19 protein-coding genes and 1 pseudogene are annotated in these 23,251 nt (G+C 43.6%); 10 read left to right on the top strand and 10 right to left on the bottom strand.

The features are described from left to right. Positions 1-36: 36 nt before the first annotated feature. From PSYC_RS02300 to PSYC_RS02270, 8 genes and pseudogenes are all read left to right on the top strand, one after another. On the top strand, positions 37-600 hold the full coding sequence (locus PSYC_RS02300) for a tail assembly protein (RefSeq protein ID WP_011279743.1): 564 nt from the start codon (positions 37-39) through the stop codon (positions 598-600). A 2-nt stretch (positions 601-602) separates the two neighbouring features. Beyond that, entirely contained in the window at positions 603-3,776 is a 3,174-nt protein-coding gene (locus PSYC_RS02295) for a host specificity protein J (protein ID WP_011279742.1), read from the top strand. Positions 3,777-3,780: 4 nt separating this feature from the next. Continuing rightward, positions 3,781-4,332, top strand: a complete 552-nt coding sequence (locus PSYC_RS11200; protein ID WP_011279741.1) for a DUF4376 domain-containing protein — start codon at positions 3,781-3,783, stop codon at positions 4,330-4,332. 64 nt (positions 4,333-4,396) lie between these two features. Further along, on the top strand, positions 4,397-4,720 hold the full coding sequence (locus tag PSYC_RS02285; RefSeq protein ID WP_011279740.1) for a phage holin family protein: 324 nt from the start codon (positions 4,397-4,399) through the stop codon (positions 4,718-4,720). 65 nt (positions 4,721-4,785) lie between these two features. Next, positions 4,786-5,331, top strand: coding sequence for an N-acetylmuramoyl-L-alanine amidase (locus PSYC_RS02280; RefSeq protein WP_011279739.1), 546 nt, complete (start codon positions 4,786-4,788; stop codon positions 5,329-5,331). 16 nt (positions 5,332-5,347) lie between these two features. Next, the gene (locus PSYC_RS02275; RefSeq protein ID WP_011279738.1) at positions 5,348-5,836 is read left to right on the top strand and encodes a hypothetical protein; all 489 of its coding nucleotides are present in this window, start codon (positions 5,348-5,350) and stop codon (positions 5,834-5,836) included. A 251-nt stretch (positions 5,837-6,087) separates the two neighbouring features. Then, positions 6,088-6,314, top strand: a pseudogene (locus PSYC_RS11990) (Arm DNA-binding domain-containing protein). A 92-nt stretch (positions 6,315-6,406) separates the two neighbouring features. Next, positions 6,407-7,369: a DUF1853 family protein gene (locus tag PSYC_RS02270; RefSeq protein WP_011279737.1), complete on the top strand. Its 963-nt coding sequence runs from the start codon at positions 6,407-6,409 to the stop codon at positions 7,367-7,369. 15 nt (positions 7,370-7,384) lie between these two features. Here PSYC_RS02270 and PSYC_RS02265 read toward each other — a convergent pair whose 3' ends face one another. The 7 genes from PSYC_RS02265 to PSYC_RS02235 form a co-directional block, all read right to left on the bottom strand. Continuing rightward, entirely contained in the window at positions 7,385-7,915 is a 531-nt protein-coding gene (locus PSYC_RS02265) for a DUF2726 domain-containing protein (RefSeq protein WP_011279736.1), read from the bottom strand. A gap of 326 nt (positions 7,916-8,241) precedes the next feature. After that, positions 8,242-9,357: a LysM peptidoglycan-binding domain-containing protein gene (locus PSYC_RS02260; RefSeq protein WP_011279735.1), complete on the bottom strand. Its 1,116-nt coding sequence runs from the start codon at positions 9,355-9,357 to the stop codon at positions 8,242-8,244. A 230-nt stretch (positions 9,358-9,587) separates the two neighbouring features. Next, a complete protein-coding gene (locus PSYC_RS02255) occupies positions 9,588-10,955 on the bottom strand; it encodes a bifunctional folylpolyglutamate synthase/dihydrofolate synthase (RefSeq protein ID WP_011279734.1) in 1,368 nt (455 codons plus the stop codon). A gap of 242 nt (positions 10,956-11,197) precedes the next feature. After that, positions 11,198-12,151 (bottom strand): acetyl-CoA carboxylase, carboxyltransferase subunit beta, encoded by a 954-nt coding sequence (gene accD, locus PSYC_RS02250; RefSeq protein WP_011279733.1) that lies wholly within the window; start codon positions 12,149-12,151, stop codon positions 11,198-11,200. Positions 12,152-12,417: 266 nt separating this feature from the next. Next, positions 12,418-13,254: a tryptophan synthase subunit alpha gene (gene trpA / locus PSYC_RS02245; RefSeq protein WP_011279732.1), complete on the bottom strand. Its 837-nt coding sequence runs from the start codon at positions 13,252-13,254 to the stop codon at positions 12,418-12,420. 142 nt (positions 13,255-13,396) lie between these two features. Further along, the gene (gene trpB, locus PSYC_RS02240; protein ID WP_187147120.1) at positions 13,397-14,599 is read right to left on the bottom strand and encodes a tryptophan synthase subunit beta; all 1,203 of its coding nucleotides are present in this window, start codon (positions 14,597-14,599) and stop codon (positions 13,397-13,399) included. Positions 14,600-14,778: 179 nt separating this feature from the next. Beyond that, positions 14,779-15,462: a phosphoribosylanthranilate isomerase gene (locus tag PSYC_RS02235; protein WP_011279730.1), complete on the bottom strand. Its 684-nt coding sequence runs from the start codon at positions 15,460-15,462 to the stop codon at positions 14,779-14,781. Between the two features lie 137 nt (positions 15,463-15,599). Between PSYC_RS02235 and PSYC_RS02230 the strand changes: the two genes are divergently transcribed. Together PSYC_RS02230 and PSYC_RS02225 are read left to right on the top strand one after the other, a co-directional pair. Beyond that, a complete protein-coding gene (locus tag PSYC_RS02230) occupies positions 15,600-17,225 on the top strand; it encodes a cryptochrome/photolyase family protein (protein ID WP_011279729.1) in 1,626 nt (541 codons plus the stop codon). Between the two features lie 862 nt (positions 17,226-18,087). Beyond that, positions 18,088-19,806, top strand: a complete 1,719-nt coding sequence (locus PSYC_RS02225) for a proline--tRNA ligase (protein WP_011279728.1) — start codon at positions 18,088-18,090, stop codon at positions 19,804-19,806. 289 nt (positions 19,807-20,095) lie between these two features. On the opposite strand, the gene queF is transcribed toward PSYC_RS02225, so the two are convergent. The 3 genes from queF to PSYC_RS02210 all read right to left on the bottom strand — a co-directional run bounded on the left by queF (position 20,096) and on the right by PSYC_RS02210 (position 23,067). Next, positions 20,096-20,953, bottom strand: a complete 858-nt coding sequence (gene queF, locus PSYC_RS02220) for an NADPH-dependent 7-cyano-7-deazaguanine reductase QueF (protein WP_011279727.1) — start codon at positions 20,951-20,953, stop codon at positions 20,096-20,098. 240 nt (positions 20,954-21,193) lie between these two features. Further along, entirely contained in the window at positions 21,194-21,967 is a 774-nt protein-coding gene (locus PSYC_RS02215) for an ABC transporter permease (RefSeq protein WP_011279726.1), read from the bottom strand. Positions 21,968-22,119: 152 nt separating this feature from the next. Next, the gene (locus PSYC_RS02210; protein ID WP_011279725.1) at positions 22,120-23,067 is read right to left on the bottom strand and encodes an ABC transporter ATP-binding protein; all 948 of its coding nucleotides are present in this window, start codon (positions 23,065-23,067) and stop codon (positions 22,120-22,122) included. Positions 23,068-23,251: the final 184 nt, after the last annotated feature.

Below are 23,251 nucleotides of genomic sequence, written 5' to 3'. Positions count from 1 at the left end.
CCCACTTAATTGTGGGCTTTTTTATGGGCGGTCATTATGTTAAGACGCATTGAGCTACACGGCATACTCGCTGAAAAATTCGGCAAATCATTTGAGTTAGATGTAGCGTCACCCCGCGAAGCTTGCACCGCTTTAGGCTATCAAATCGACGGCTTTAAGCAATTTATGATGACTGCCCACGAAAGCGGTCTTTTTTTTGCGGTATTCAATGACGATGAAAACATCGGCGCTAATGAGATTGAGCATAATACAGGCGCGTCAATTATCCGCATTGTGCCCGAAATTGTGGGCGCTGGTGGTGATGTTGGCGGATGGTTGCAAGTTGTCGCGGGCGCTGCCTTGGTTGCTGTCGGTGTGTTTGTGCCTGGTATGCAGTGGGCTATTGGTGCTGGTGTCGGCCTAATGATTGGCGGCGCCGCAAGTTTACTGATGCCTACGCCAAACATTGAGTCGCAGGACGAGGCAGGCAATAAAGCGAGCTATGCATTTGGGGGTGCCGTGACAACCGTTGCACAAGGCAACCCCGTGCCAATACTGCTAGGTCGGCACGAGATTGGCGGTTTTATTATTAGCATATCGATAGTCAATGAGGACACGTAGTTATGAGCGATGTGATAACAATACAAGGCGCAAAAGCGGGTCAAGGGCAAGCAAGCCGTCCGTCTATTGCTGACGATACCATTGCCTCTATCAGTCGCCTAAAAATGATTATCGGTTTGTCCGAGGGCGAAGTTAAAGGTCTTGCGAATGGTGCCAAAAGCATCATGTTAGAGGGCACACCGCTGGAAGATGCAAACGGCAATCGCAATTTTGACGGCGTAGAGTGGGAAATCCGTCACGGCACGGTTGACCAAACTTATATCGCAGGGATGCCAAACGCATCAAGTGAGATTGGCGTGGGTGTCACGGTGCGTAGTGATACGCCTTGGATACGCAGTATTAACGACACTCAGTTATCCAGTATTAACGTCAATATATCATTTCCGATGCTCAAAAGCGTGACGGACAAAGGCGATGTCGTCGGGGTCACGGTTGACTACGCGATTGACGTACAGACGGATGGCGGCGGCTATGTGCCCGTTATTACTAAGTCACTGACTGCTAAGACCAGCGGTCGTTATCAACGCACTCACAATGTCGCTCTGCCAGAGGCGCAATCCAACTGGCAAATCCGTATCCGTAAAATCACAACGGATGGTAACGGTGAGACACTATTTAACACGATGCAGATTGATAGCATTGCTGAGATAATCGACGGTAAATTTAACTATCCACATACCGCGCATTTGTATCTATCGTTTGATGCCCGCACATTTAGCAGCATCCCAAAAGTCTCTGTCGATATGCTGGGCGTTTATGTGCAAGTGCCTATCAATTATGACACCGATACTCGTACTAGCACGGGTATTTGGAATGGCCAGTTTAAGCTTGGCTATACGACCAACCCCGCTTGGCATTATTACAACTTAATCACCAATGATCGCTATGGTCTTGGTGATAAATTGCAGGCGTTTATGATTGACAAGTGGGCGCTTGAGCATATAGCTCGTATCTGCGATGAGCCAGTAGATGACGGTAAAGGCGGTACTGAGCCACGCTTTGAGTGCAATCTCTATCTACAAAAATCAGAAGATGCTTATCAAGTCTTGCAGCATATCGCGGGAATCTTTCGTGGCATGAGTTTTTGGAACGGCTCTCAGATATTTGTTGATGCTGATACCTCGCGTGATTGCGAGTATGTGATAACTCGCGCTAATGTCATTGGTGGTCAATTTAGCAAGTCAGGTAGTGCAGCTAGTGACAGACATACGATTGCCCAAGTCGCTTGGTCAAATCCCGATAATACTTATGAGACTGAGTACGTGATGGTCCGCAATGAGCGAGCGATAGCGCAACAAGGCATCAACGTCTTAGACTTATCAGCAGTTGGTTGTACTAGCGAGGGACAAGCATATCGCATGGGCTTGGCGGCATTACTCGCTGAGCAAAACAGAACGCAAACGGTCAGCTTTGCAATGGGGCTTGATGGCTCATTACCTAATGTTGGCAGCCGAATTGACATAGCTGACATGATGTTCACTGGTGCCAATAATGGCGGCCGCATCTCGTCTGTAAGCGCGGATTACACGGTTATTACAGTCGATAGGGATAACATTCAAGCGACTGTCGGTGATAAGTTGGTTGTCAATCTGGAGTCCGGCAAAGCGCAAACTCGCGTTATCACTGCTATCAATGGACGCGCTATCACTGTCGCCTTAGCGTTTGACCCAGTCGCTAGTCAAAATGTCTGGGCTATTAATAGCAATGAGCTACCAACGATGCCGTTTATCGTAATGTCAGTGACTAGCGATGAGGACGGTACACAGTATAACTATACGGCGATGCAGTACGATCCAACCATGTATGCTCAGATTGATAATGGCACGATTATTGAGCAGCGCCCGCCCGTACCCAGTAATAATCCTTACATTATCAATGCGCCCGATGCTGTCACGCTTAGTAGTCGTCATCGTGTCGCACAAGCTATCACCGTTACTACGCTAGAGATAACGTGGTCACAAGTCAAAGATGCCGTTGCCTATGATGTTGAATGGCGTAAAGACGATGGCGATTGGATAAAGCTACCACGTACCGGCAATATAAGTGCTGAGATAGATGGCGTTTATAGCGGTAATTATCTGGCGCGTGTGCGTGCGGTTTCTGCTTTTGATGCGATATCAAAACCCACAACTTCGATGTTGACGGCTATCACTGGCAAAGCCGGAACGCCTCCTACTGTGGTTGGTTTAACCGCCACTGGTGCGCTATTTGGCATGGAATTGAAGTGGAGCTTTGATACTGGCTCGGATGATACGGCTTATACTGAGATTGAGGTAGGTTCAGCACCTGCCACTAACGTCACGCTGCTAGGGCAATTTGGCTACCCAACAAATACCATGACAATCACAGGTCTGCAAGGTAACTTGTCACAATCCTATCGCGCTCGTATCGTTGATAAATTAGGCTTTGCATCAGCTTGGTCATCGTGGGTTACTGCTACGACAAATAATAGTGTCTCAGATATATTTGATTTACTAACGGGCACTGAGTTTGATACTGATAGCCCATTTATCGACATCCCTGCCGGGACGGTCATCGGTGGCGTAGCAATCCCCGAAGGCGTTTATCTGCGGTCGACATTTATACAAGACGCCTCTATTGATAACGCCAAAATAAAGAACTTAGATGGCGACAAGATTACAGCTAATACCATCACGGCTAGCAAATTAGCAGCTAATACCATTACAGCTGACAAAATAGCGACTGGTACAATTACAGCAGCAAGTGGCGTGATAGGTGATTTAGCAGTAGATACATTGCAGATTGCAGGTAATGCAGTGACAGTACCGCTTGCTGTTTATACAGAGGCGTCAATAAATACAAGTTTTTACAGTGCTAAGTTTGATATACAAAGTATTGTTGTTCCGGATATAAGCGCCAGAAAAGCTGTTCACTTTAATTTTTCCTATACTATTAAGAGTGCTGGAGAAGTTTCGGCGCTCTCAATGTCTTTTGAGGTTAAGTTGGATGGCGTAGTCATTAGAAAAGGGGCAGTAGCATCGAGTTATAATAGTACTAGAGTTTATGGACAGTGCAGCTCAAGTTTATTACTAGATGATACGCAATTTGGAACCCTAACAATTGCTGTGTCCACGAGCGGTGACGGGGGTTTTATACCTTTAGATTCAGGCTCAGTTTCTAATAGATTTATTAGCGTAATTATAACTAAGAGGTAAGAATATGTTTTTTGTAATTTATAATACAGAAACAGGAAATATCACTCAAACGGTATCAGCACCTTTTTACATGCCTGAAATGTTTGTCTTAGAGGAAGGTTTTGCTGTTTTAGAAGTGGATAAACAACCTAATGATGATAAAGAGCATATAAAAGATGGTGTTTTAGTAGCCAAACCTGAACCAATTATTGACCCTAAAGTTACTAAGGTACTTGAACAAGATAAGGTTTGGGATAGCATAAAACGTAAGCGACTTAGTCAGATAACAAATGGCGTACTGGTTGAGTCAGTAAACAAGACATTCCACACAGATAGTATGTCTGCTATACAGTATTCTACTATCGCAGGTATGGCAGCTATGGGCACATATCAAACTGTTAATTGGAAAGTGATGGACAACTCGTGGGTGCTATTAACCGTTGAATTACTAAAGGAGCTGCAAGTGGCTATCAGTGTTAAAACCAATACAAACTACGAAGTAGCAGAACAACATAAAGCAGCGATGTTATTAGTAGATAATCCGCTTGAATATGATTACTCAACTAATTGGGTATAGCTCAACCAACCAAAACCAACCCCTTAACTGGGGTTTTATTTTGTCTAAAATTTGAGGAGAGACCATGCTCGACAAAGACCCAACAACATACAGCCTATTGACATATTTATGGGTGTTCCTGTTAGCACTCACGGGCGGACTCGTTGCATTTATCAGACGACTTAACCGATCACGTAAGCCACTGCCACTGACAGAAGTATTTGTGCGGTTAATGGGCGAATTAATTATCAGTGGCTTTGCCGGTGTTCTGACGTTTTACCTTTGTGAATACTGGGGATTTGACCAATTGTTTACAGCCGTATTAGTAGCAATCAGCGGTCACTTAGGCGGCGGTGCTATCGATAGGATTGCGAAGATTTGGGATGCCGCAATCGACAAGACACCTTAATCGGCAACTCAATTCACGCCTCGCATCTAGCGGGGCTTTTTTAGATCTAAAATAAGGTAAACACTATGACTACAGTCGTAATTACAGCAGGTCACAGCAACACAGATCCGGGAGCCGTAAACGGCAACATCACTGAAGCAGAAATCGCAACTGATATGCGAAATATGGTCACGCTTTATCTTGAGCGCAAAGACATCGATGTCGTTACGGACGGCAATGGTAGTGACAATCAAACGCTTCGCAATGCTATCAAGTTGATCAAACAAGGCAAAGTTGCTATCGAGTTTCACTGTAACGCGTTTCACTTGCCGACATCGGGTGGTGTCGAAGCCTTAGCACAGCCAAAAGACAAGGTCATCTGTCAAAAGCTATGCGAAGCAGTCAGTGATATTATGGGTATTCCAGTGCGCGGTCCTGCCGGTGGTTTTAAAGCCGAAAATAGTGGCCAACATTCACGGCTTGGCTACGTGCGCGGCGGTGGCATCATCTTAGAGTTGTTTTTTATCTCTAATCCCCTTGAACTCGCCACCTACCAGGCCAAAAAGTGGCTAATTGCTCGTGAGCTTGCTGATGTCATCGCTGAGCACGTCGGCATTGGCTGCAAAGCTTAAAACTGGAGCTAAAACTATGACAGTCAAAATATTAATAGAGTTGGCTTGGCGATACTGGCACTGGTTTGTGATAGCGGCACTCGTTGTCATTATCACAGCCTTATCTATCGTTTATGTGCAGCGCGGCTACGCAATCGATGCGATCAAAGCTAAGCATGAGCTCGTATTAGCTACTGAGCGCGCGGATTATGAGTCAAGCGCGCGGCAAATCGAACAGCAAAACTATCAAGGAGTCATCAATGCGGTCAATCAAAGCACAGTTCGACAAAAGCAGATTGCTGATAAGTATGATAGTGTTGTCGTTATCAATGACAGCTTGTCAGACAGTATCGCCAACATCGAGACCAGTCTTATCTCAGCAAATAGATCCGCCGTCATCGACTACACAAAGTCAGTCAACGGATTATTTGCAGAATGCTCAACTCAATATCTCGCAATGGCAAAAAGTGCTGCTAGAGAGCAAGAAGAAGCTAGACGACTCCGCGAAGCTTGGCCCAAGCGGTGATTGATATTTGGCACAGATTTTGGCACAGATTTCACAACAACTACTACATTCTATTGCACGTTAAATATTCAAGCCCTTGTGATTACTACGTTTAGCAGTGCAATATAATACTATTACGCGCGTTATACAGGTTCAAATCCTGCCGTTCCGACCAAACACAATATTAGGGTAGTCTAGCATAAGCTGGCTACCCTTTATTTTTGGCGTTTTTTAGCTATCAACAAGCTACAGCCTAGCCCCACCCCACCTCTATTGATACAAAACGACCTGACAAACACAGTGATGGTAACGGGCTGCAATTATGGGTGCGTTATACGGGCGTTAAGTCATGGATTAGCGCCTACCGCTGGCAAGGCAAACAGCAAACCCTCATATTGGCACTTATCCAGTAATGAGCCTTCAAAATGCACGCCAGCGCAATATTGAGATGAAACGCTTGATAGCTGACGGTAGCGACTTTAAAGTATTTCAACGATAGATGATTATAATCTTAACATATTACGATTGCCTATAGACTTTTAGCAAATGAGCCACTAGGATAAATACTTTACGTTTACTCTGGTTTGATCTATGTCTGAGCTTAACGCGCCACGCCCGGATAGTCTCGAAACTTATGCCACTTATGCGCCTTGGGAAGCTTACCAGCGACCTTACGTGCGTGATTTGGCGTATGTGCTTGCGTGCCCTAATGTTTTGACCCAGTGGCTTGACGTTACGCCCCACCAAAACACTCATGCTATCTCAGTACATAGCGCACACTTTTGGCAACAGCAATTTGAGGGATATCAGCAGCGTTTAAAAGAGCTAGATACCACCAATGCCTATCAGGCGCTAACCCGCTACTTATTAAAACGTCCTAGCCCTAATCGTTTAGGCTTTCACTTTGAAGGCTTACTGTCATTTTGGCTAAAGGATGGCTTTGCTCGCAGGTTGCATCCATACGAGACCCTTGCTAATAATGTGCAGTTATTTAATGGCAAACAAACGACTGGCGAGCTGGATTTAATCTTATATAATCATGCAGAAAATCTGGTTGAGCATTGGGAGCTGGCCATTAAATTTTTTATGGGATCAGCGCCTTTTGCCCCTGAGAACTGGGTTGGCATCAACTCCAATGACAATCTACAGCGTAAAATGACCCATATGCAAACCAAGCAGTTTTGCACCGTATGGATAGATACCGAAAATCATGGACAAGTCAGCATTGATAAGCGCTATGGCGTGATAAAAGGGCGTTTCTTTTTACCGATAAATACCAAGGGCTTTGATTATCCGACTTGGCTCACACCAAGTTTTCCCATGCACAAATGGTGTGATAAATATGACAAGCTCAATCTTGCAAAGATAAACATTGATACATTGCGCGCTGCTCATTATATTGAATGGTTTAGCAAACGCGATTTTTATGATGACCGTCAATCGCCAATTATCAATTCTGAAAACGGTATATTAAAGACCGGTTTATACTTTGCAGGCGATAGACCTATTGTCATTTACCCTAAGCTACGTGACGGAGCGGGAGATAAGTTTTAAGCTTTTATCATCATCTTAATAGCTCTCAATCACCTGCATCAGCTCATATCTCAGCATATCGGCACTCGGCATGCGCTCTGCATGAAAACGCACGATAGCAATGCCCGCACTGGCAAGCGCCTTATCTTTTTTGTCATCGGCTTTTTGTCGTGCCTTACTGCTATGTGTCCAATCATCAAGCTCAATAGCAACCAAAGTAGTCCGAGCATCGACATCGACAATCACATAATCGACACTTTGGCGGCAGATTCGATTGAACCAAAAGCTACGTTCAGACGTCTCATCACTGTTCGCTTCGATAATTCGTGACAGCTGAACTTGCACAAAGATATGATATTCAGGCAGCGCATTTTTTAACTTATTAAAAAATATCACTTCAGTCGCGGTCATGATAGGCATTGGCGCAAATGGCCAAATAGCCAACTCGTCGCCGCGCACAGGTTGCGGATCAGGTTCAATAGTTTGTTTATTGGAAAATAGCTTTGGTAAAGCAATAATTCCCAAAAACCCAACCGCCAAGATTAAAAATATAACAGCAAATGACATGGTTTTACCTTATACATTATCAAAGCAGTTAGATAACCCACGTAATAGGCTACCTTTAACTGCAACAGGTCAACCTTTATAGACTGACAGGTTATACATGGAGAAAAATAAAAGCGGCGCCCATCTTAGCCAAGCTTGTGCCAATCAGCAAACACTAAAACAAAAAACAAAAAACAAAAAACAAAAAACAAAAAACAAAAAACAAAAAACACGACAGTAGCTGTCGTGTTTTAATAATAAGAGTATTAAATTATAAAGAGCCAAGCAGATCTGATTTAGATTTCACACTTTACTTTGTCTTTATATGATTACCAGCGCAAGAGCATCTAACGCCAATATAACACCCAAGCACTGGTGGTGTTCACTTTAGGGTCACTATTAATCTTATCTTTTAAGGCTAAGGCAGCAACTTTACCGCGCTCAGGACCTACAATCACCCGTACACCGCGACTGGTCGGGCTGGTCTTGACCCGATAGCCTGCGGATTGGAATTTTTTTGCCAGCTCATCCGCTTTGGATTGGTCGTTTGCTAGCGCTACTTGTACCCCGAAGCTACCTTTAGCATCAGTTTCTTTGACTTCTTTACGCGCTTCACTGAGTTTTTGCTGAGCTTCTCGCTTAGCATCCGCCGATTTTTTTGCCAACGCTTCTTCTTGTTGGCGACTTGCTTCACGCGCCTGCTTGCCATTAGCGGCTTCACGCTCTAAGCGCTGTACTTGCTTACGTGATGGTATGGTGATATTTTGACCAAGCTGTAGCGATGTCGAGGGTGAGATATTATTGGCTTGAGCCAAGACCTCTACCGGCATATTATATTGTCGTGCCAGTTTAATCAGCCCATCCCCTCTTTTGACTTGATAATCAGAGGGCGACTTAGGTAGCAATTTTTCCGCAGCTACTTGTGCTTCAGCCTGCTTTTTAGCGGCGGCTTGTCTTTTGGCTTCTTGCTCTGCCTTTTGCTTATTGTTGGCACTTGCATTGGTAACTGATGCTGAATTAACAGGAGACGTTGGTGTTGCAAGTATTTTTGTTGTCGCTTCTTTATTTGTACTGTCAGTAGTATCGTCTTTAGCGTTGTCTTTAGCGTTGTCTTCAACACTAGGCATACTGCTCGCCATATATTGCTGACTTTCAGCCCGTGCTTTTGCCAATGCTTGTGCCTCTGCAGCTTCTTGTTCGGTTAAGAACTGCTGGGCACGCTTTTCTTGCTCTGCCACGCGAGCAGCTCGCTCTTTTTGTTTTTGTGCCAAGATACGTTTTTCTGTTTCGATATCTGTCGTCAGTGGCTGCACAGACGTAGGCTGCGCACTTGGTTGATCTATCATTGCCGACGCTGGCTGTGATTTATTGGTATCACCAATCTGTTGTACCATGGCGTATAGCATCACGCTACCACCGATAATCATCCCAATGCCCAATAAGGCTTGTCTCGAAAAACTCATCCGTTTACGTCTCTTAGTTGGTAATAAGGTTGATTGAGCGGCGCAGCTGTCATTTCAAACTATATTATAGATAGCTTAAATCAGCAAGCCATTAGCGCCGGTTGCGTCCATCCGTTTTAATACTGATGCGCTAGGTTTAAATCACTTTGATTATAAAGCATATTTTTCATGCTGTCTGCCACCACGCTACTACTAAGACTAACATTAAACGGTCACTATTTTAACGTAAATTATCGTGTCTCAAGTGCAGACAATGCCTCTCCAATCGTATGAAAAGAGCCACAGACCACGATTAAATCTTGTGGCTGACTGGCATTTATAATCGCATGAGTGGCTTCTTGCAAACGCGCAAACTCATGTATCTGAGCATCATCGACATAGCTCGCTAAGATACCTTGCAAATGCTCCGTAGTGGCAGCACGTGGATAATCAATTTCAGCGATAAACCAATCACTGATTGGCAATCCTGCTGTCGTCAAACGCTGTACCACTTTATTAATGTCTTTATCACCTAGCATAGAAAACAGCATTTTAATGGTGGCAGGTTTGCCTGTAGCTTGTTGAGCTGTATTTTGCTGTGCTAAATGCTGCTGCCAAAGCGGCACTAACTGTGCTAATAGAAACTCAACACCTTGCTCATTATGCGCCACATCAAATAACCAGTGACGCTCATGGACTTCACGATAATCAAAGCGACCGGCAAGCTTAACGGTTTGTAGCGCTTGCTCAATAGCATTGATATCCACTTTTAACGGACTGGCGAGTACCGCTGACAAAGCATTGGCAGTATTGGTCAATGACAATGCTGGTCGTGGCAACTGCAAAGTAACAGCGGCATTACTATATTGCCATGTAATCGAATCATTTTCGCGATAGCTGAAGTCTTTACCGACTTGATAACAAGTCGCCTGATGCTTATCTATCGTTTGCTGTACGCTATTTGGCATCTCTGCAGCACCGTAAATGACGCTAATACCATCACGTAAAATACCTGCTTTTTCCGCACCGATGGCTTCAACATTATCACCCAACCAGTCGACATGATCGATAGCAATATTGGTAATCACTGCCATATCAGGGTCGATGATATTGACCACATCTAAGCGACCCCCCAGTCCCACTTCTAATACCCAAACATCACAATCGGCTTCAGAAAATATGAGTAAAGCAGCCAATGTCGTCATCTCAAAAAATGACAACGTTAAATCACACTGCAACCGTGCGTTCTCTACTGTACTAAATGCGGCAATTAATATTTCATCGCTGACCATCTCGCCATTGATGCGCACACGCTCGTTAAAGACACTCAGATGCGGCGATTGATATAATGCGGTTTTATACCCTGCGGCTTGGCATATCTGCGCGATAACTGCAGTCGTCGAGCCTTTACCATTGGTACCTGCGACCGTAAATACATAAGCGTCATCTTTGGCTGATTGTATCACTCCCAATGCTTCAGCGACTGGCAGTACGCGCGACAGTCCCATGTCTATCGCCGAGACATGAATTTGCTGCATATAATTCAGCCATTCGGTCAAGGTGGCTCGGTTATCAGGACTACTGCTACTATGGCTATGAGACGCTAAAGAATCAGACATGGACAAAACCTATATCAAAATTTAAGATAAAAGATAACCTGTAAAGTAAAAGATGAAACTTATATAAGAAGATAAAGACAGTATAACGGGCTTGCTACAAAGCAAAAATAGCATTTACCGTTATTCACGATAAATGCTATTTGTTAGTTTTACATATTTGGCAGATATTAGCACGCAGCTCGATTGTTATGCAGTGAAATTATAAAACAACTGTTTGAATCGAACCCACGTATCTTTGCTGCCTACTGAGCATCAACATTGGGTACGCTGCACAGTTTTGCCAGCAGACGATAAATAGTATCAATCATCTGATGACGATGTACCACTTCGTCAACCACACCATGCTTTAGCAAGAACTCTGCACGCTGGAACGGCTCTTCTAATGTCTCACGTACCGTCTGCTCAATCACACGCTTACCAGCAAAGCCAATCATTGCTTTTGGTTCTGCTAAATGAATGTCACCAAGCATAGCAAGAGATGCGGTCACACCGCCATAAACGGGATTGGTCAAGACTACGACATACGGAATACCAGCAATTCTTAAACGCTCAATCGCTGCTGCCGTTCTTGCCATTTGCATCAATGATAGTAAGCCTTCCTGCATACGCGCACCGCCAGAAGCAGCAAAACAAACTAAAGGCACTTTATCTGCAAGAGCTTTTTCGGCAGCTTGGACAAAACGATCGCCAACCACCGAGCCCATAGAACCACCCATAAAACGAAAATCAAACGCACAAGTCACGATATCGAGATTACGCAATTTGCCATATAGCACAATCAACGCTTCACTCTCTTTAGTTTTGTCTTGTGCTTCTGCCATACGATCTGGATACGGCTTACTGTCCACAAACTTTAGCGGATCTTTGGCGGTAAACTCTTGCCCAAGCTCGCCTTCTACTTGATCGAGTAGCCAGTTTAAACGCTCACGAGCACTCATCGGTAAATGATGGTCACAATGCGGGCACACATAACAGTTAAAAATTAGCGCTGTATTGGTAATTACCGAATGGCAGCTGCTGCATTTTGTAGAGGGCTCTGTCTCTACAGCAGTCAATTGCGCGATCAGTTGCTGTTTTATGCCCGGAATCGGGCGCTCAAACCATGATTGACCAGCTTTATTGCCATTCTGCTGCAGGCTGGCACTATCATTATTGGTATCAAATTTTGTCATCGTATCAGTCATATTATTCGCCATTATCAAAGGCTTATTGGCAAGCTCACTTATGCACTTGTCCGTAAGAGTCCATTTATAAGAATCAGTTTAATCGTCACATACCCTCATAACTTGAGCAGTTGTGAGGCACGCTTATGCGTCACTGTAACAATTTATATGTGATGTTAGTTTACACACGTAAACTAACTTTAGCAAAGTCATTTGACGGTGTTTTTATAAAGAATGTGACGCCTTTATAAGTAGTGTGACAATAACATTTTAGTTAAACAGTATGACTACGGTTGCATTTAGCCATTTGAAGAAACGCTTAAACTATCTAATGCCTCGCGTAGCTCAGTCATTTTTGCCATGATTTTTTGTTGTGCATGTGCAACAGCCGTGGCATCATTACCATCGATATCAGCAAAGTTCTGCACCAATGCACTACCGACGATAATGCCATCAGCATGAGCACCGATTGCTTTGGCTGACGCCGCATCACGAATACCAAAACCCACACATACTGGCAAATCCGTCTCTGCTTTAATGGCTTGCACTTGGGTTGCGACATCGTCAGTATCTAGCGTTGCCGAACCCGTGACACCTTTCAAAGACACGTAGTAGATATAACCACCGCAATGGGTCAATACTTGCTCACGGCGCTCAGGTAAGGTAGTCGGTGAGAGTAAGAAAATCTCATTCATCGAGTGCTCAGTCAAATGCTGAGTAAAGCTACCCGCCTCTGCTGGTGGCAAATCAACCATTAAGATGCCATCAACCCCTGACTGCTCGCATAGCGCAACGAAGTTATCATAACCGATGATTTCAACGGGATTCAGATAACCCATCAAAATGATGGGCGTCTGCGTGTCTTGCTGACGAAACTCTGCGACCATCTTTAGCGCATCACGAGTACTGGTGCCCGCTGCTAATGCACGCTCGCCTGCCAGTGCAACGGTTGGACCGTCTGCCATTGGGTCAGAAAATGGCAAGCCCACTTCAATCATATCTGCGCCGTGCTTGACTAAATCATGTAGCAAGCCAACAAAGTTGCTAGGATTAGGGTCGCCTGCCATCACATAAGGGATGAGTGCTTTTTTATTTTGTGCTTTTAAAATTTCAAAAGTGCTTTCAATACGGGTCATAGTAGTCTCTTAATTATTACAAATTGGCTATTAGCGTCTTATTTGGAAATATTAAATAGTTTTTTAAGTGATATCTATTAAACAAAGGACGCTAAACAATTTCTCTTATAAAAAATGATTTAAAAACTTACAAAAGTGGCGACTACAACTCAATGCCTTCTGCCTTCATAACAGAATGCAAATCTTTATCGCCGCGACCTGACATATTGACAATAATAGTTTGGTCAGGGGTCATGGTCTTAGCGAGCTTCAGCGCATAAGCAACGGCGTGAGCAGATTCAAGCGCAGGGATGATACCCTCTTTACGCGTGACTTCATGGAAGCCTTCTAGCGATTCTTTATCCGTACAACCAACATATTCAACACGCTTCATATCTTTTAAGAAGCTATGCTCAGGACCAACGCCAGGATAATCAAGACCTGCCGAGATAGAATGCGTTTCTTGAATTTGACCCTCGTCATCCGCCATCAAATACGTACGGTTACCGTGTAATACACCGATACGACCTGCTGCAAGTGGTGCTGAATGGCGACCGGTTTCAATACCATCACCTGTTGCTTCAACGCCATACATTTTAACTTCCGTATCATTTAAGAAGTCAAAGAACAGACCAATGGCGTTAGAACCACCGCCAACACAAGCCACCAGCGCATCTGGTAATTTACCAGTCATTTGTAAATGTTGAATACGCGCTTCTTTACCAATAATCGCTTGGAAATCACGCACGAGTAGCGGATAAGGATGCGGACCTGCAACCGTACCAATAATATAATACGTGCTATCGACATTGGTGACCCAGTCGCGCATGGCTTCATTCATCGCATCTTTAAGTGTACGAGAGCCAGATGTCACCGGCACAACCGTCGCACCCAGCAAGCGCATACGGTAAACGTTCATTTTTTGGCGCTCAACATCATCAGCGCCCATATAAACGATACATTCCAGTCCCAAACGCGCAGCAATCGTCGCCGTTGCAACACCATGTTGCCCTGCTCCAGTCTCTGCAATAATACGTTTTTTGCCACTCATTTTGGCAAGTAACGCTTGTCCAATGGTATTATTCACCTTATGCGCGCCAGTATGATTGAGGTCTTCACGCTTGAAGTAAATTTGCGCACCGCCAATCTCATCACTTAAACGCTTGGCGTGATACAAAGGCGTTGGGCGTCCGACGTAATTGACTAAATCATTGTGATATTCTTCCCAAAACTTAGGATCTACTTTGACTTTATTATATAACGTTTCTAGCTCTTCTAACGCTGCCATCAGGGTTTCAGACACAAAGCGTCCACCGTGGACGCCAAAATGTCCACGCGCATCGGGATACTGGTTAAAATCTTGCACGCTTTCTGGATTGGTAAAGGTATTGATAGTTTGTGCGGTAGTAGATAAATCTTTGTTAGCGACATGACTCATGGTAATTCCTACTCTAATAAGTGGTATTTTTTAGGATAACTATTTTTTGGAAAAACTATAGGGAAAACTGTTTACATAGTCAGCTTTTGAAATTTGGAATTATAAAGCTAGCTACTTATATTCGAAGGTTCGCTAAGCGTCTCGTTTTGCCATCGATCGTGTTTCACTGCTTTCATAAAAGCGCGCATTTTGGTAGCGTCTTTTTTGCCTTTATCAACCTCAATACCTCCGCTGACATCGACTGCATAAATAGGTAAGTCATAAGTTGCAGCGACATTTTCAGCATCAAGTCCACCCGCTAAAATAATCGGTAGGGAGCTGTCTTTCGGTATCAAACTCCAGTCAAAGCGTGCGCCAGTACCGCCATACTTATGCTGATGGTAGGCATCTAGTAAGATGCTGCTCGCGCCTGATGCAGCAAAATTGTCAATCTGCATATTCACACTCTCAAGCGTATCTTGTTCAGTATTGACCCGCAACGCTTTAATCCAGCGCTTATTGACGCTACTTGCCAGCTGACGGCACTGCTCAGGCGTTTCATCGCCGTGAAACTGAATGATATCAAAAGGTACATTATTTGCCAGTTCAATCAGCTCATCTTCAGGCATATTAACGACCAAAGCCACCACGCTGATAAAAGCCGGTACCGCTGCACTTAATATTTGTGCCTGCTCGATTGTGACCGCACGAGGACTTGGCGGATAAAACACCAAGCCAATTGCGTCCGCATTGAGCTTAGCAGCGGCTTTAATATCATCAAGTTGAGTAAATCCACAAAACTTAACCTGCATAAGATGACCTTACGAGAGACTGAATATGATGATTTGTTAATGGAGGAGCAAATCAATTGCATCCAAAAACTTATCCTAGCATACTTTTATTCATAGTTTTGCTTATGATTGCGATTGATTAATATAGGGATAGATGAATGTCTAAAACGGCAGCAGCAATAGAAAATAATGCTAACAACAATGATGGGAATAATCACCAGCCCCACTACCTTATGTGGTTTCGCCGCGACCTGCGTGTTCATGATAATACTGCTTTGGCCGCCATTTGTGAGCGCGCAAACACAGACAACGCTAAGCTCAGCGCGGTGTTTTTTCTCACCCCTGAACAATGGCAAACACATGATATGTCGCTTACACAGCTTGACCATATCGCCCGCACCTTACCTATCCTCGCACAAAAACTACAAGCATTGAATATCACCTTAACCGTGCAAATTTGCCCTAGTTTTACTGATTGTATAGCTGCGTTGAGCGCATTATGTGAGTCAAATAATATCAGCTGCGTGATGGCAAATCATGAGTACGAAGGTAATGAGATTGCGCGTGACGAGCAATTAACCAAACAGCTGGCAAAAACTGATATTGAGTTTATCCGCTGGCATGACCAATGTATCTTACCACCACAAACCATCACTACCAATGACAATAGCATGTATCAAGTGTTTACCCCATTTTATAAAAAATGGCGGCATACCTTGGAGGTCGGTGATATACAAATCCATACAGCACCTGCCATCACGAATAATGAACAAATTAATTTAATATCATCAGAATTCAGTGCAAATACTATTCAGGCTATAGAGGCATTGTGCAAAGAAACTGTCCACGACTATCAACAATATCTACAGACTCATGAATGCTATCAATATATAGATACGGATAAGCAAATTAGCCAAGCTCGCACTGCCTATCCTGCTGGAGAAGCCGAAGCCTGTCATCGATTAACTCAATTTATCTCTGATGATATTAATCACTACGATGTGAGCCGCGATGTACCCAGCTTGCATGCCACCAGTCATTTATCAGCCTATCTTACTATTGGCGCTCTTAGTCCCAGACTCTGCTACTTACAAGCTACTAAGGCGCTAGGGGAATTACATAGAAATGACGGTGACAACTTTGACAGCGGTGATAATAACGACATCAATCGCTGGATAAGCGAGCTTGCTTGGCGCGATTTTTATCGTCACGTTTTAGACTATAAGCCTGAGCTTATCCGCCATCAGGCTTATAAACATGAGACTGATAAGAAGATTAACTGGTCGTATGATGAAGATGCTTTTGCAGCATGGCGTGAGGGCAAAACGGGTGTGCCATTAGTCGATGCGGCAATGCGCTGTCTGAACGCGACGGGCTTTATGCACAATCGCTTGCGCATGGTCACGGCGATGTTTTTGACCAAAGACTTATTGATTGATTGGCGCTGGGGTGAGCGTTACTTTATGCAGCAGCTGATAGATGGTGACTTTGCGTCTAATAATGGCGGCTGGCAGTGGAGCGCGTCAACAGGTACAGATTCTGCGCCCTATTTTCGTATTATGAATCCTTTTAGCCAAGCCAAAACCCATGATTCTGATGGAATATTTCTTAAGACTTGGCTACCTGAATTAGAACCGATTCCTGCCAGCATCTTGCATAGCGAAGATAAAATGCGCAAGGCACTGAGTAAAAACGGTGCCTTTGCAGACATTGATTATCCTATCCCCATGGTCGAGCATAAACTGGCACGCCAATTAGCGATTGCTGAATTTAAAAAAGAGTAGCATCTACAGCCATTATCTGCTGAAAATTGATTTGATTGTTTGTTAACCGTAGCGGCTGCCGGTGCTGAAGCGACTGACGGCATCTGACACGCGCCAGCACCTTGGTTAGTGACCGTATCAACACTGAACGCCACCGTTTCCAAACGATTTAACCTCTAGAGTTTTATCAGTTTATTTTTATAATGAAAAATGACATTCTAAATGATAAATGCTATTTTTAAGCAGCAACTTCAAGTAACGACTATAGTCGATTCCAAATAAAGTAGATACATCATGTTTTGACGCGGCACTGGTATAAATTTTTCTGGCGTGCTGTGCCTGCGCAGACAGAGGCTGCAAAAAATTCATTCCAGTCCCGCTGTATCGTTTTTATACTGGGCTTACTATACCAATACTCCACATAATTACTAATGATGCCCTTTGCAAAAAAACACCTTTTCATTTGCCATCAATACACTCAAAACCGGTAAATAATCGAGTTGAAGCCGTCTAATTCAATCCTTTGAGTCACGTTCGCTCTGAAAAAACAAAAAGTCATTGCGTCTTAGGCGAACTTTACCTAACATAGTCAGGTTGTATGCTTAAAATATCGGTATACAGGCATTTTTCAGGCTTTATGCTAGAAAAACTGCTCGGTAAAGACTGGTATTTTTATACAAAATAAAAAGTTATATCCTTTTTAAAATGCTGTTTATGAACGCACTGCTTCTAGCGTACTGTCTGTTGCAGTACTTTCTAGCGAGAGCATGTCCTACACTATTACCAAGTAATAAAAGGTAATCTTGCGTCGGCCATCAAACCACACGCTCAACATCCTACTATTTCTTATTTATTTTATCGTTGATAAGGTTATGCTTTATTTATGAAAGCCAGTCAATTTTTATTTGCCACGCTAAAAGAAACACCCAGTGATGCAGATATCGCTTCAAGCCAATTAATGGTTAGAGCCGGTCTGATTCGCAAAATTGCTTCTGGATTATATATCTGGTTGCCAATGGGTTTGCGCGTGTTGCAAAAAGTCGAGCGTATCGTTCGCGAAGAGATGCAAAATATCGGTGCTCAAGAAGTGCTAATGCCGATGACTCAGCCTGCTGAGCTTTGGCAGATGACCGGACGCTTTAACGACTATGGTCCTGAGCTGCTACGCTTTAAAGACCGTCATGACCGCGACTTTGTATTGGGCCCGACGCATGAAGAAGTCATCACCAATCTTGCTCAAGGCGAGCTGCGCAGTTATAAGCAGTTACCGATTACTTTCTTCCAGATTCAGAATAAATTCCGTGATGAGATTCGTCCACGCTTTGGGGTGATGCGCGCACGCGAATTTACTATGAAAGACGCCTATTCATTCCACGTTGATCAAGCGTCATTGGCTAAGACTTATGACGACATGTATGACGCTTATACGCGTATCTTTACTCGTTTGGGTCTTGATTTCCGTGCCGTACAAGCAGACACCGGCTCAATCGGTGGTTTTGCCTCTCACGAATTTCACGTCCTAGCAGACAGCGGCGAAGATGATATCGCTTTCTCTGATTCGTCTGAATATGCTGCCAACGTCGAACTTGCAGAATCTGTGTGCACGGCAGAACGCCAGCCTGCCACTATGGCTCGAGAGAATGTAGATACCGTCAATATGCCAACCTGTGAAGCGGTTGCTGAGTATTTAAACGTTGAACTTGCTACAACTGTCAAAACATTGATTGTGCAAGGTCATACCCCAGAAGGTGAGCCGCAGCTGATCGCTGTGGTATTACGTGGTGACCATACGCTAAATACCATCAAAGCTGAAAAAATTGAAGAAGCCAATGTCCCTTTAACGATGGCAACTGAAGAAGAATTAAAAGCGGCTGGTTTACATAAAGGCTATATCGGCGTTGAGCTTGACATGCCCGTCTTTGTAGATCGTGCAGCAGCAGCGCTATCAGACTTCGTTTCTGGTGCCAATGAGGTGAACAAACATACTATTGGTATGAATTGGGAGCGTGATGCGAATATCACCCGTATTGTTGATATTCGCAACGTCAATCAAGGTGATCCTTCCCCTGATGGTAAAGGTACGCTACAAATCAAACGCGGTATTGAAGTGGGTCATATCTTCCAATTGGGTAATAAATACTCACAAGCGATGAACTGCACGGTATCAGGTGACGATGGCAAGCCGGTCACCCTAATGATGGGTTGCTACGGTATTGGTGTCAGCCGTATCATCGCTGCTGCAATTGAGCAGAACAACGATGAAAATGGCATCATGTGGCCATTAACGCCAAATATTAGTGATTCTTTAGCACCATTTGAAGTGGCTATCGTACCAATGAAGTCCAAAGAAGAAACCGTCATGCAAACCGCTACTGCATTGTACGATGAGCTAAAAGCCCTTGGTGTCAATGTATTGCTTGATGATCGTAATGAGCGCCCAGGCGTGAAATTTGCCGACCTTGAGCTGATTGGTATTCCACATCGTATCGTGGTGTCTGATCGCAACTTGGCAGAAGATAAGTACGAATACATCAATCGCCGTGATACTGAAAAACAATTACTTAGCCGTGATGAAGTACTGGCTAAAGTAAGCAGTAAATAGTGTAAAGATAAAATTAGCACCATAAATAGTGTAAAGATAAAATTAGCACCATAAAAAGCGCCTATCTCATTAAATGAAATAGGCGCTTTTTTTCAGTTATGATTTTTGTCTAAGCCTTCTCTAAATATGATTAATCATTATTCACGCTTATATAGTCGGTGAAAAGTAATATCGATACAACACCTACTACTGGTGCAAATTTTTCTTGCTTGCTGTGCCTGCGCAGACAGAGGCTGCAAAAAATTTACACCAGCAATACGGTAGCGACTTTAAAGTATTTCAACTATATCTACTGACGAATCAAGCGACTAGGTACAGGCAACAAGGCAATATCGCTCACGCGGCAAGGATTGATATCAATGCCGCCGCGGCGTGTATACCAAGCGCGTACCATCAGCTTACTTGGCTCATAATATTGGCTCAAATCAGCAAATATCTGCTCAACGCACTGTTCATGAAAACCGTTATGCTGACGAAAGCTTAAAATATATCGCAGCATATTGGCTTGATTCACTACTTTCTTACTCGTAATCGATACCGCCAATGCAGCCCAATCTGGCTGATTGGTCACTGGACAGTTACTACGCAGCAAGTTAGAATAAAAGCTAAAGGTTTTACCATCTGATATTTGAGCGTCACTTGAATCACGTTCTAATAACGACGCATCAGGATGCAGCATTAATGCTACTTTCTCGGTGCTATTCACAAGCGCATCATCAATACAGATGCCATCAGGCTGAGCAATTAACAGCCCTGAATGCCTATCTGCTAAGTGAAACAACTCCACTTGTACCTCTGCCTGCACACATTTTGACAAATCTTCGGCAATGAGCTTTTGTACTTCTGCCCAACTGCCAAACTCAGTAAAGTTAATACTATTTAGATAGAGCTTCAATGACTTTGATTCGACAATAAATGGTGAATTTGCTGGAATACCAAAGCGCGCAATCGCAACCTGTGAGATGCCTTGCTGGTTTAACCATGACAGTTCAAATGCCTGCCACCAATCGACACCTACTTCTAGCTTATCATTTTGCCAGCCAATCACGTCTCGCCCCATACTACGGGCAATCGGATACAAAGTTTCTGGACTATACTCAGTTGGATAATCGGTGGTTTGTTCACCCAAGATACCGTGGATACTCATTGGTACTTCCTAATATTAAAACTTGAAATGAAAAAATATTGGCATGATAATGCCTTGCTTACGCTGAGTAAAATATAGATATAAGATAGTAAGCCCAGTATAAAAATGATACAGCGGGACTGGAATGAATTTTTTGCAGCCTCTGTCTGCGCAGGCACAGCACGCCAGAAAAATTTATAGCAGTGCCGCGTCAAAACATGATGTATCTACTTTATTTGGAATCGACTATATCTCTCAATATTATAAACGCACGCGCGAGCCGTCACTTAATAATCGATAGGCAATGGTATAGAATATCGCACAGAAGGCAAAAATAGCGCCCATCGAATACCAGACATTGACATCAGAATAGCCCAAAATCCCGTAGCGGAATGAGTTGACCATATAGACGATTGGGTTCAATAATGAGATATTTTGCCAAAGTGGTGATAGATTTTCCATCGAGTAAAACACCCCACCTAGATAGGTCAGCGGCGTTAATACAAAACTTGGAATGATAGAGATATCATCAAAAGAGCGGGCAAATACAGCATTAATAAAGCCGCCCAATGAAAACAAAATAGAGGTACCAAGGACGGTAAATATCGTCACAAATAAATGCTCGATACCCAAATTGGTAAAGAACAGTGCTACGATCGAGACAATGATACCAATTGCTAGTCCGCGAAAGATACCACCGCCGATATAGCCCATCAAAATAGCATGTTTCGATACGGGCGAGACCAAGAGCTCCTCGATACTGGCGGTGAATTTGGCACTAAAAAAGCTTGAGACCACATTCGAATAGCTATTGGTGATAATCGCCATCATAATCAAACCAGGCACGATAAACTGCATATATGGCACGCCGCCCATTTCACCCACACGTGGTCCAATCATCTTACCAAAAATGACAAAATATAGACTCATGGTAATGACTGGCGGTAATAAAGTCTGCGGCCAAATACGTATAATCCGGCGCACCTCTTTGACCAAAATAGTGCGAAATGCAATCCAGCGTTGTGCAAAGTTCATGCGATCTCTCTCCTAATTGCATATGCCTACTAGAGTCAAATTCTCTCTACTGCAAGCAGATTTGCCTATATGATTATTCTAATTGATATATATTTTAAATGACGTCTTGTGATTAATACAGTCTCGTTATCAAGGTCAATTATGCATAAAAACTACGAGCTTAAAGGTTCATGTAAGCTTTTATCCACCAGACGCATAAATAGCTCTTCTAAACGATTGGATTTGTTACGCATACTGGCCACCGTGATGCCTTGTTCAGACAGCTGATTAAAGACGCCATTCAGCGATTCACCTTCTGTCAATGTCACCTCAATCGTCAAATCATCAGGCTGCTCGACATCCGTCACACCAGTGAGCACTATTTGATGTGTTAACGGAGTTGCCACATCAAAGACAAAGGTCTCAACCGATAGCTGCGCAAGCAAATCTTTCATTTCAGTATTGATACGAATCTCACCGTGATCCAAAATCGCAATACGCTTACACAGCTGCTCAGCTTCTTCAAGATAATGCGTGGTTAAAATAATCGTGGTGTTTTCTTCAATATTAATCTGCTGCATGAACTCCCACATTGAGCGGCGCAGCTCAATATCAACCCCAGCAGTCGGCTCATCTAAGATCAATAGACGTGGTTTATGTATTAGTGCACGCGCAATCATCAGTCGACGCTTCATACCACCTGAGAGCTCACGAGATTTGCTGTCACGTTTGTCCCAAAGTCCTAAGGCTTTGAGCAGTTTTTCTGCGCGCGGTTTTGCTTCTTTTGCTGCAATGCCAAAATAGCCTGCTTGGGTAATAAGAATGTCTTCAACTTTTTCAAACTGATTAAAGTTAAACTCTTGCGGCACTACGCCCAAAAACTGCTTGGCTTTCGAAGGATCAGCCAGCAAGTCGGTACCAAAAATATGGACACTACCCGTCGTTGGCTTAAAGAGCGAGCTGATAATACCAATCATCGTTGACTTACCGGCACCATTTGGTCCCAATAACGCAAAAAATCCCCCTTGCGGAACCGTAAGACTGACGTCATTTAATGCCGAAAATCCGTTGCTATAAGTTTTGGATAAATTCTGAATCGATAGTGCTGGTACTTCAGACATGAATACCTCTTTATGAATGATTAATCTATAAAAGATTTTGAGAAATGAGTTATAAGCATGCTAGTTTTTATAGTAGTTGCTGTCGTGTATTAATGTGAGGCCAATGTGAGGCTATTTCAACGTTGGGATGCCATAAGTACGATATTAGTCATATCAATCATAGATAAAAAAAGCGTCCATCTCA

Origin of the sequence: Psychrobacter arcticus 273-4 (assembly GCF_000012305.1) — a bacterium.
Taxonomy (GTDB): Bacteria; Pseudomonadota; Gammaproteobacteria; order Pseudomonadales; family Moraxellaceae; genus Psychrobacter; species Psychrobacter arcticus.
This window is presented reverse-complemented; position numbering and strand designations above follow the sequence as displayed.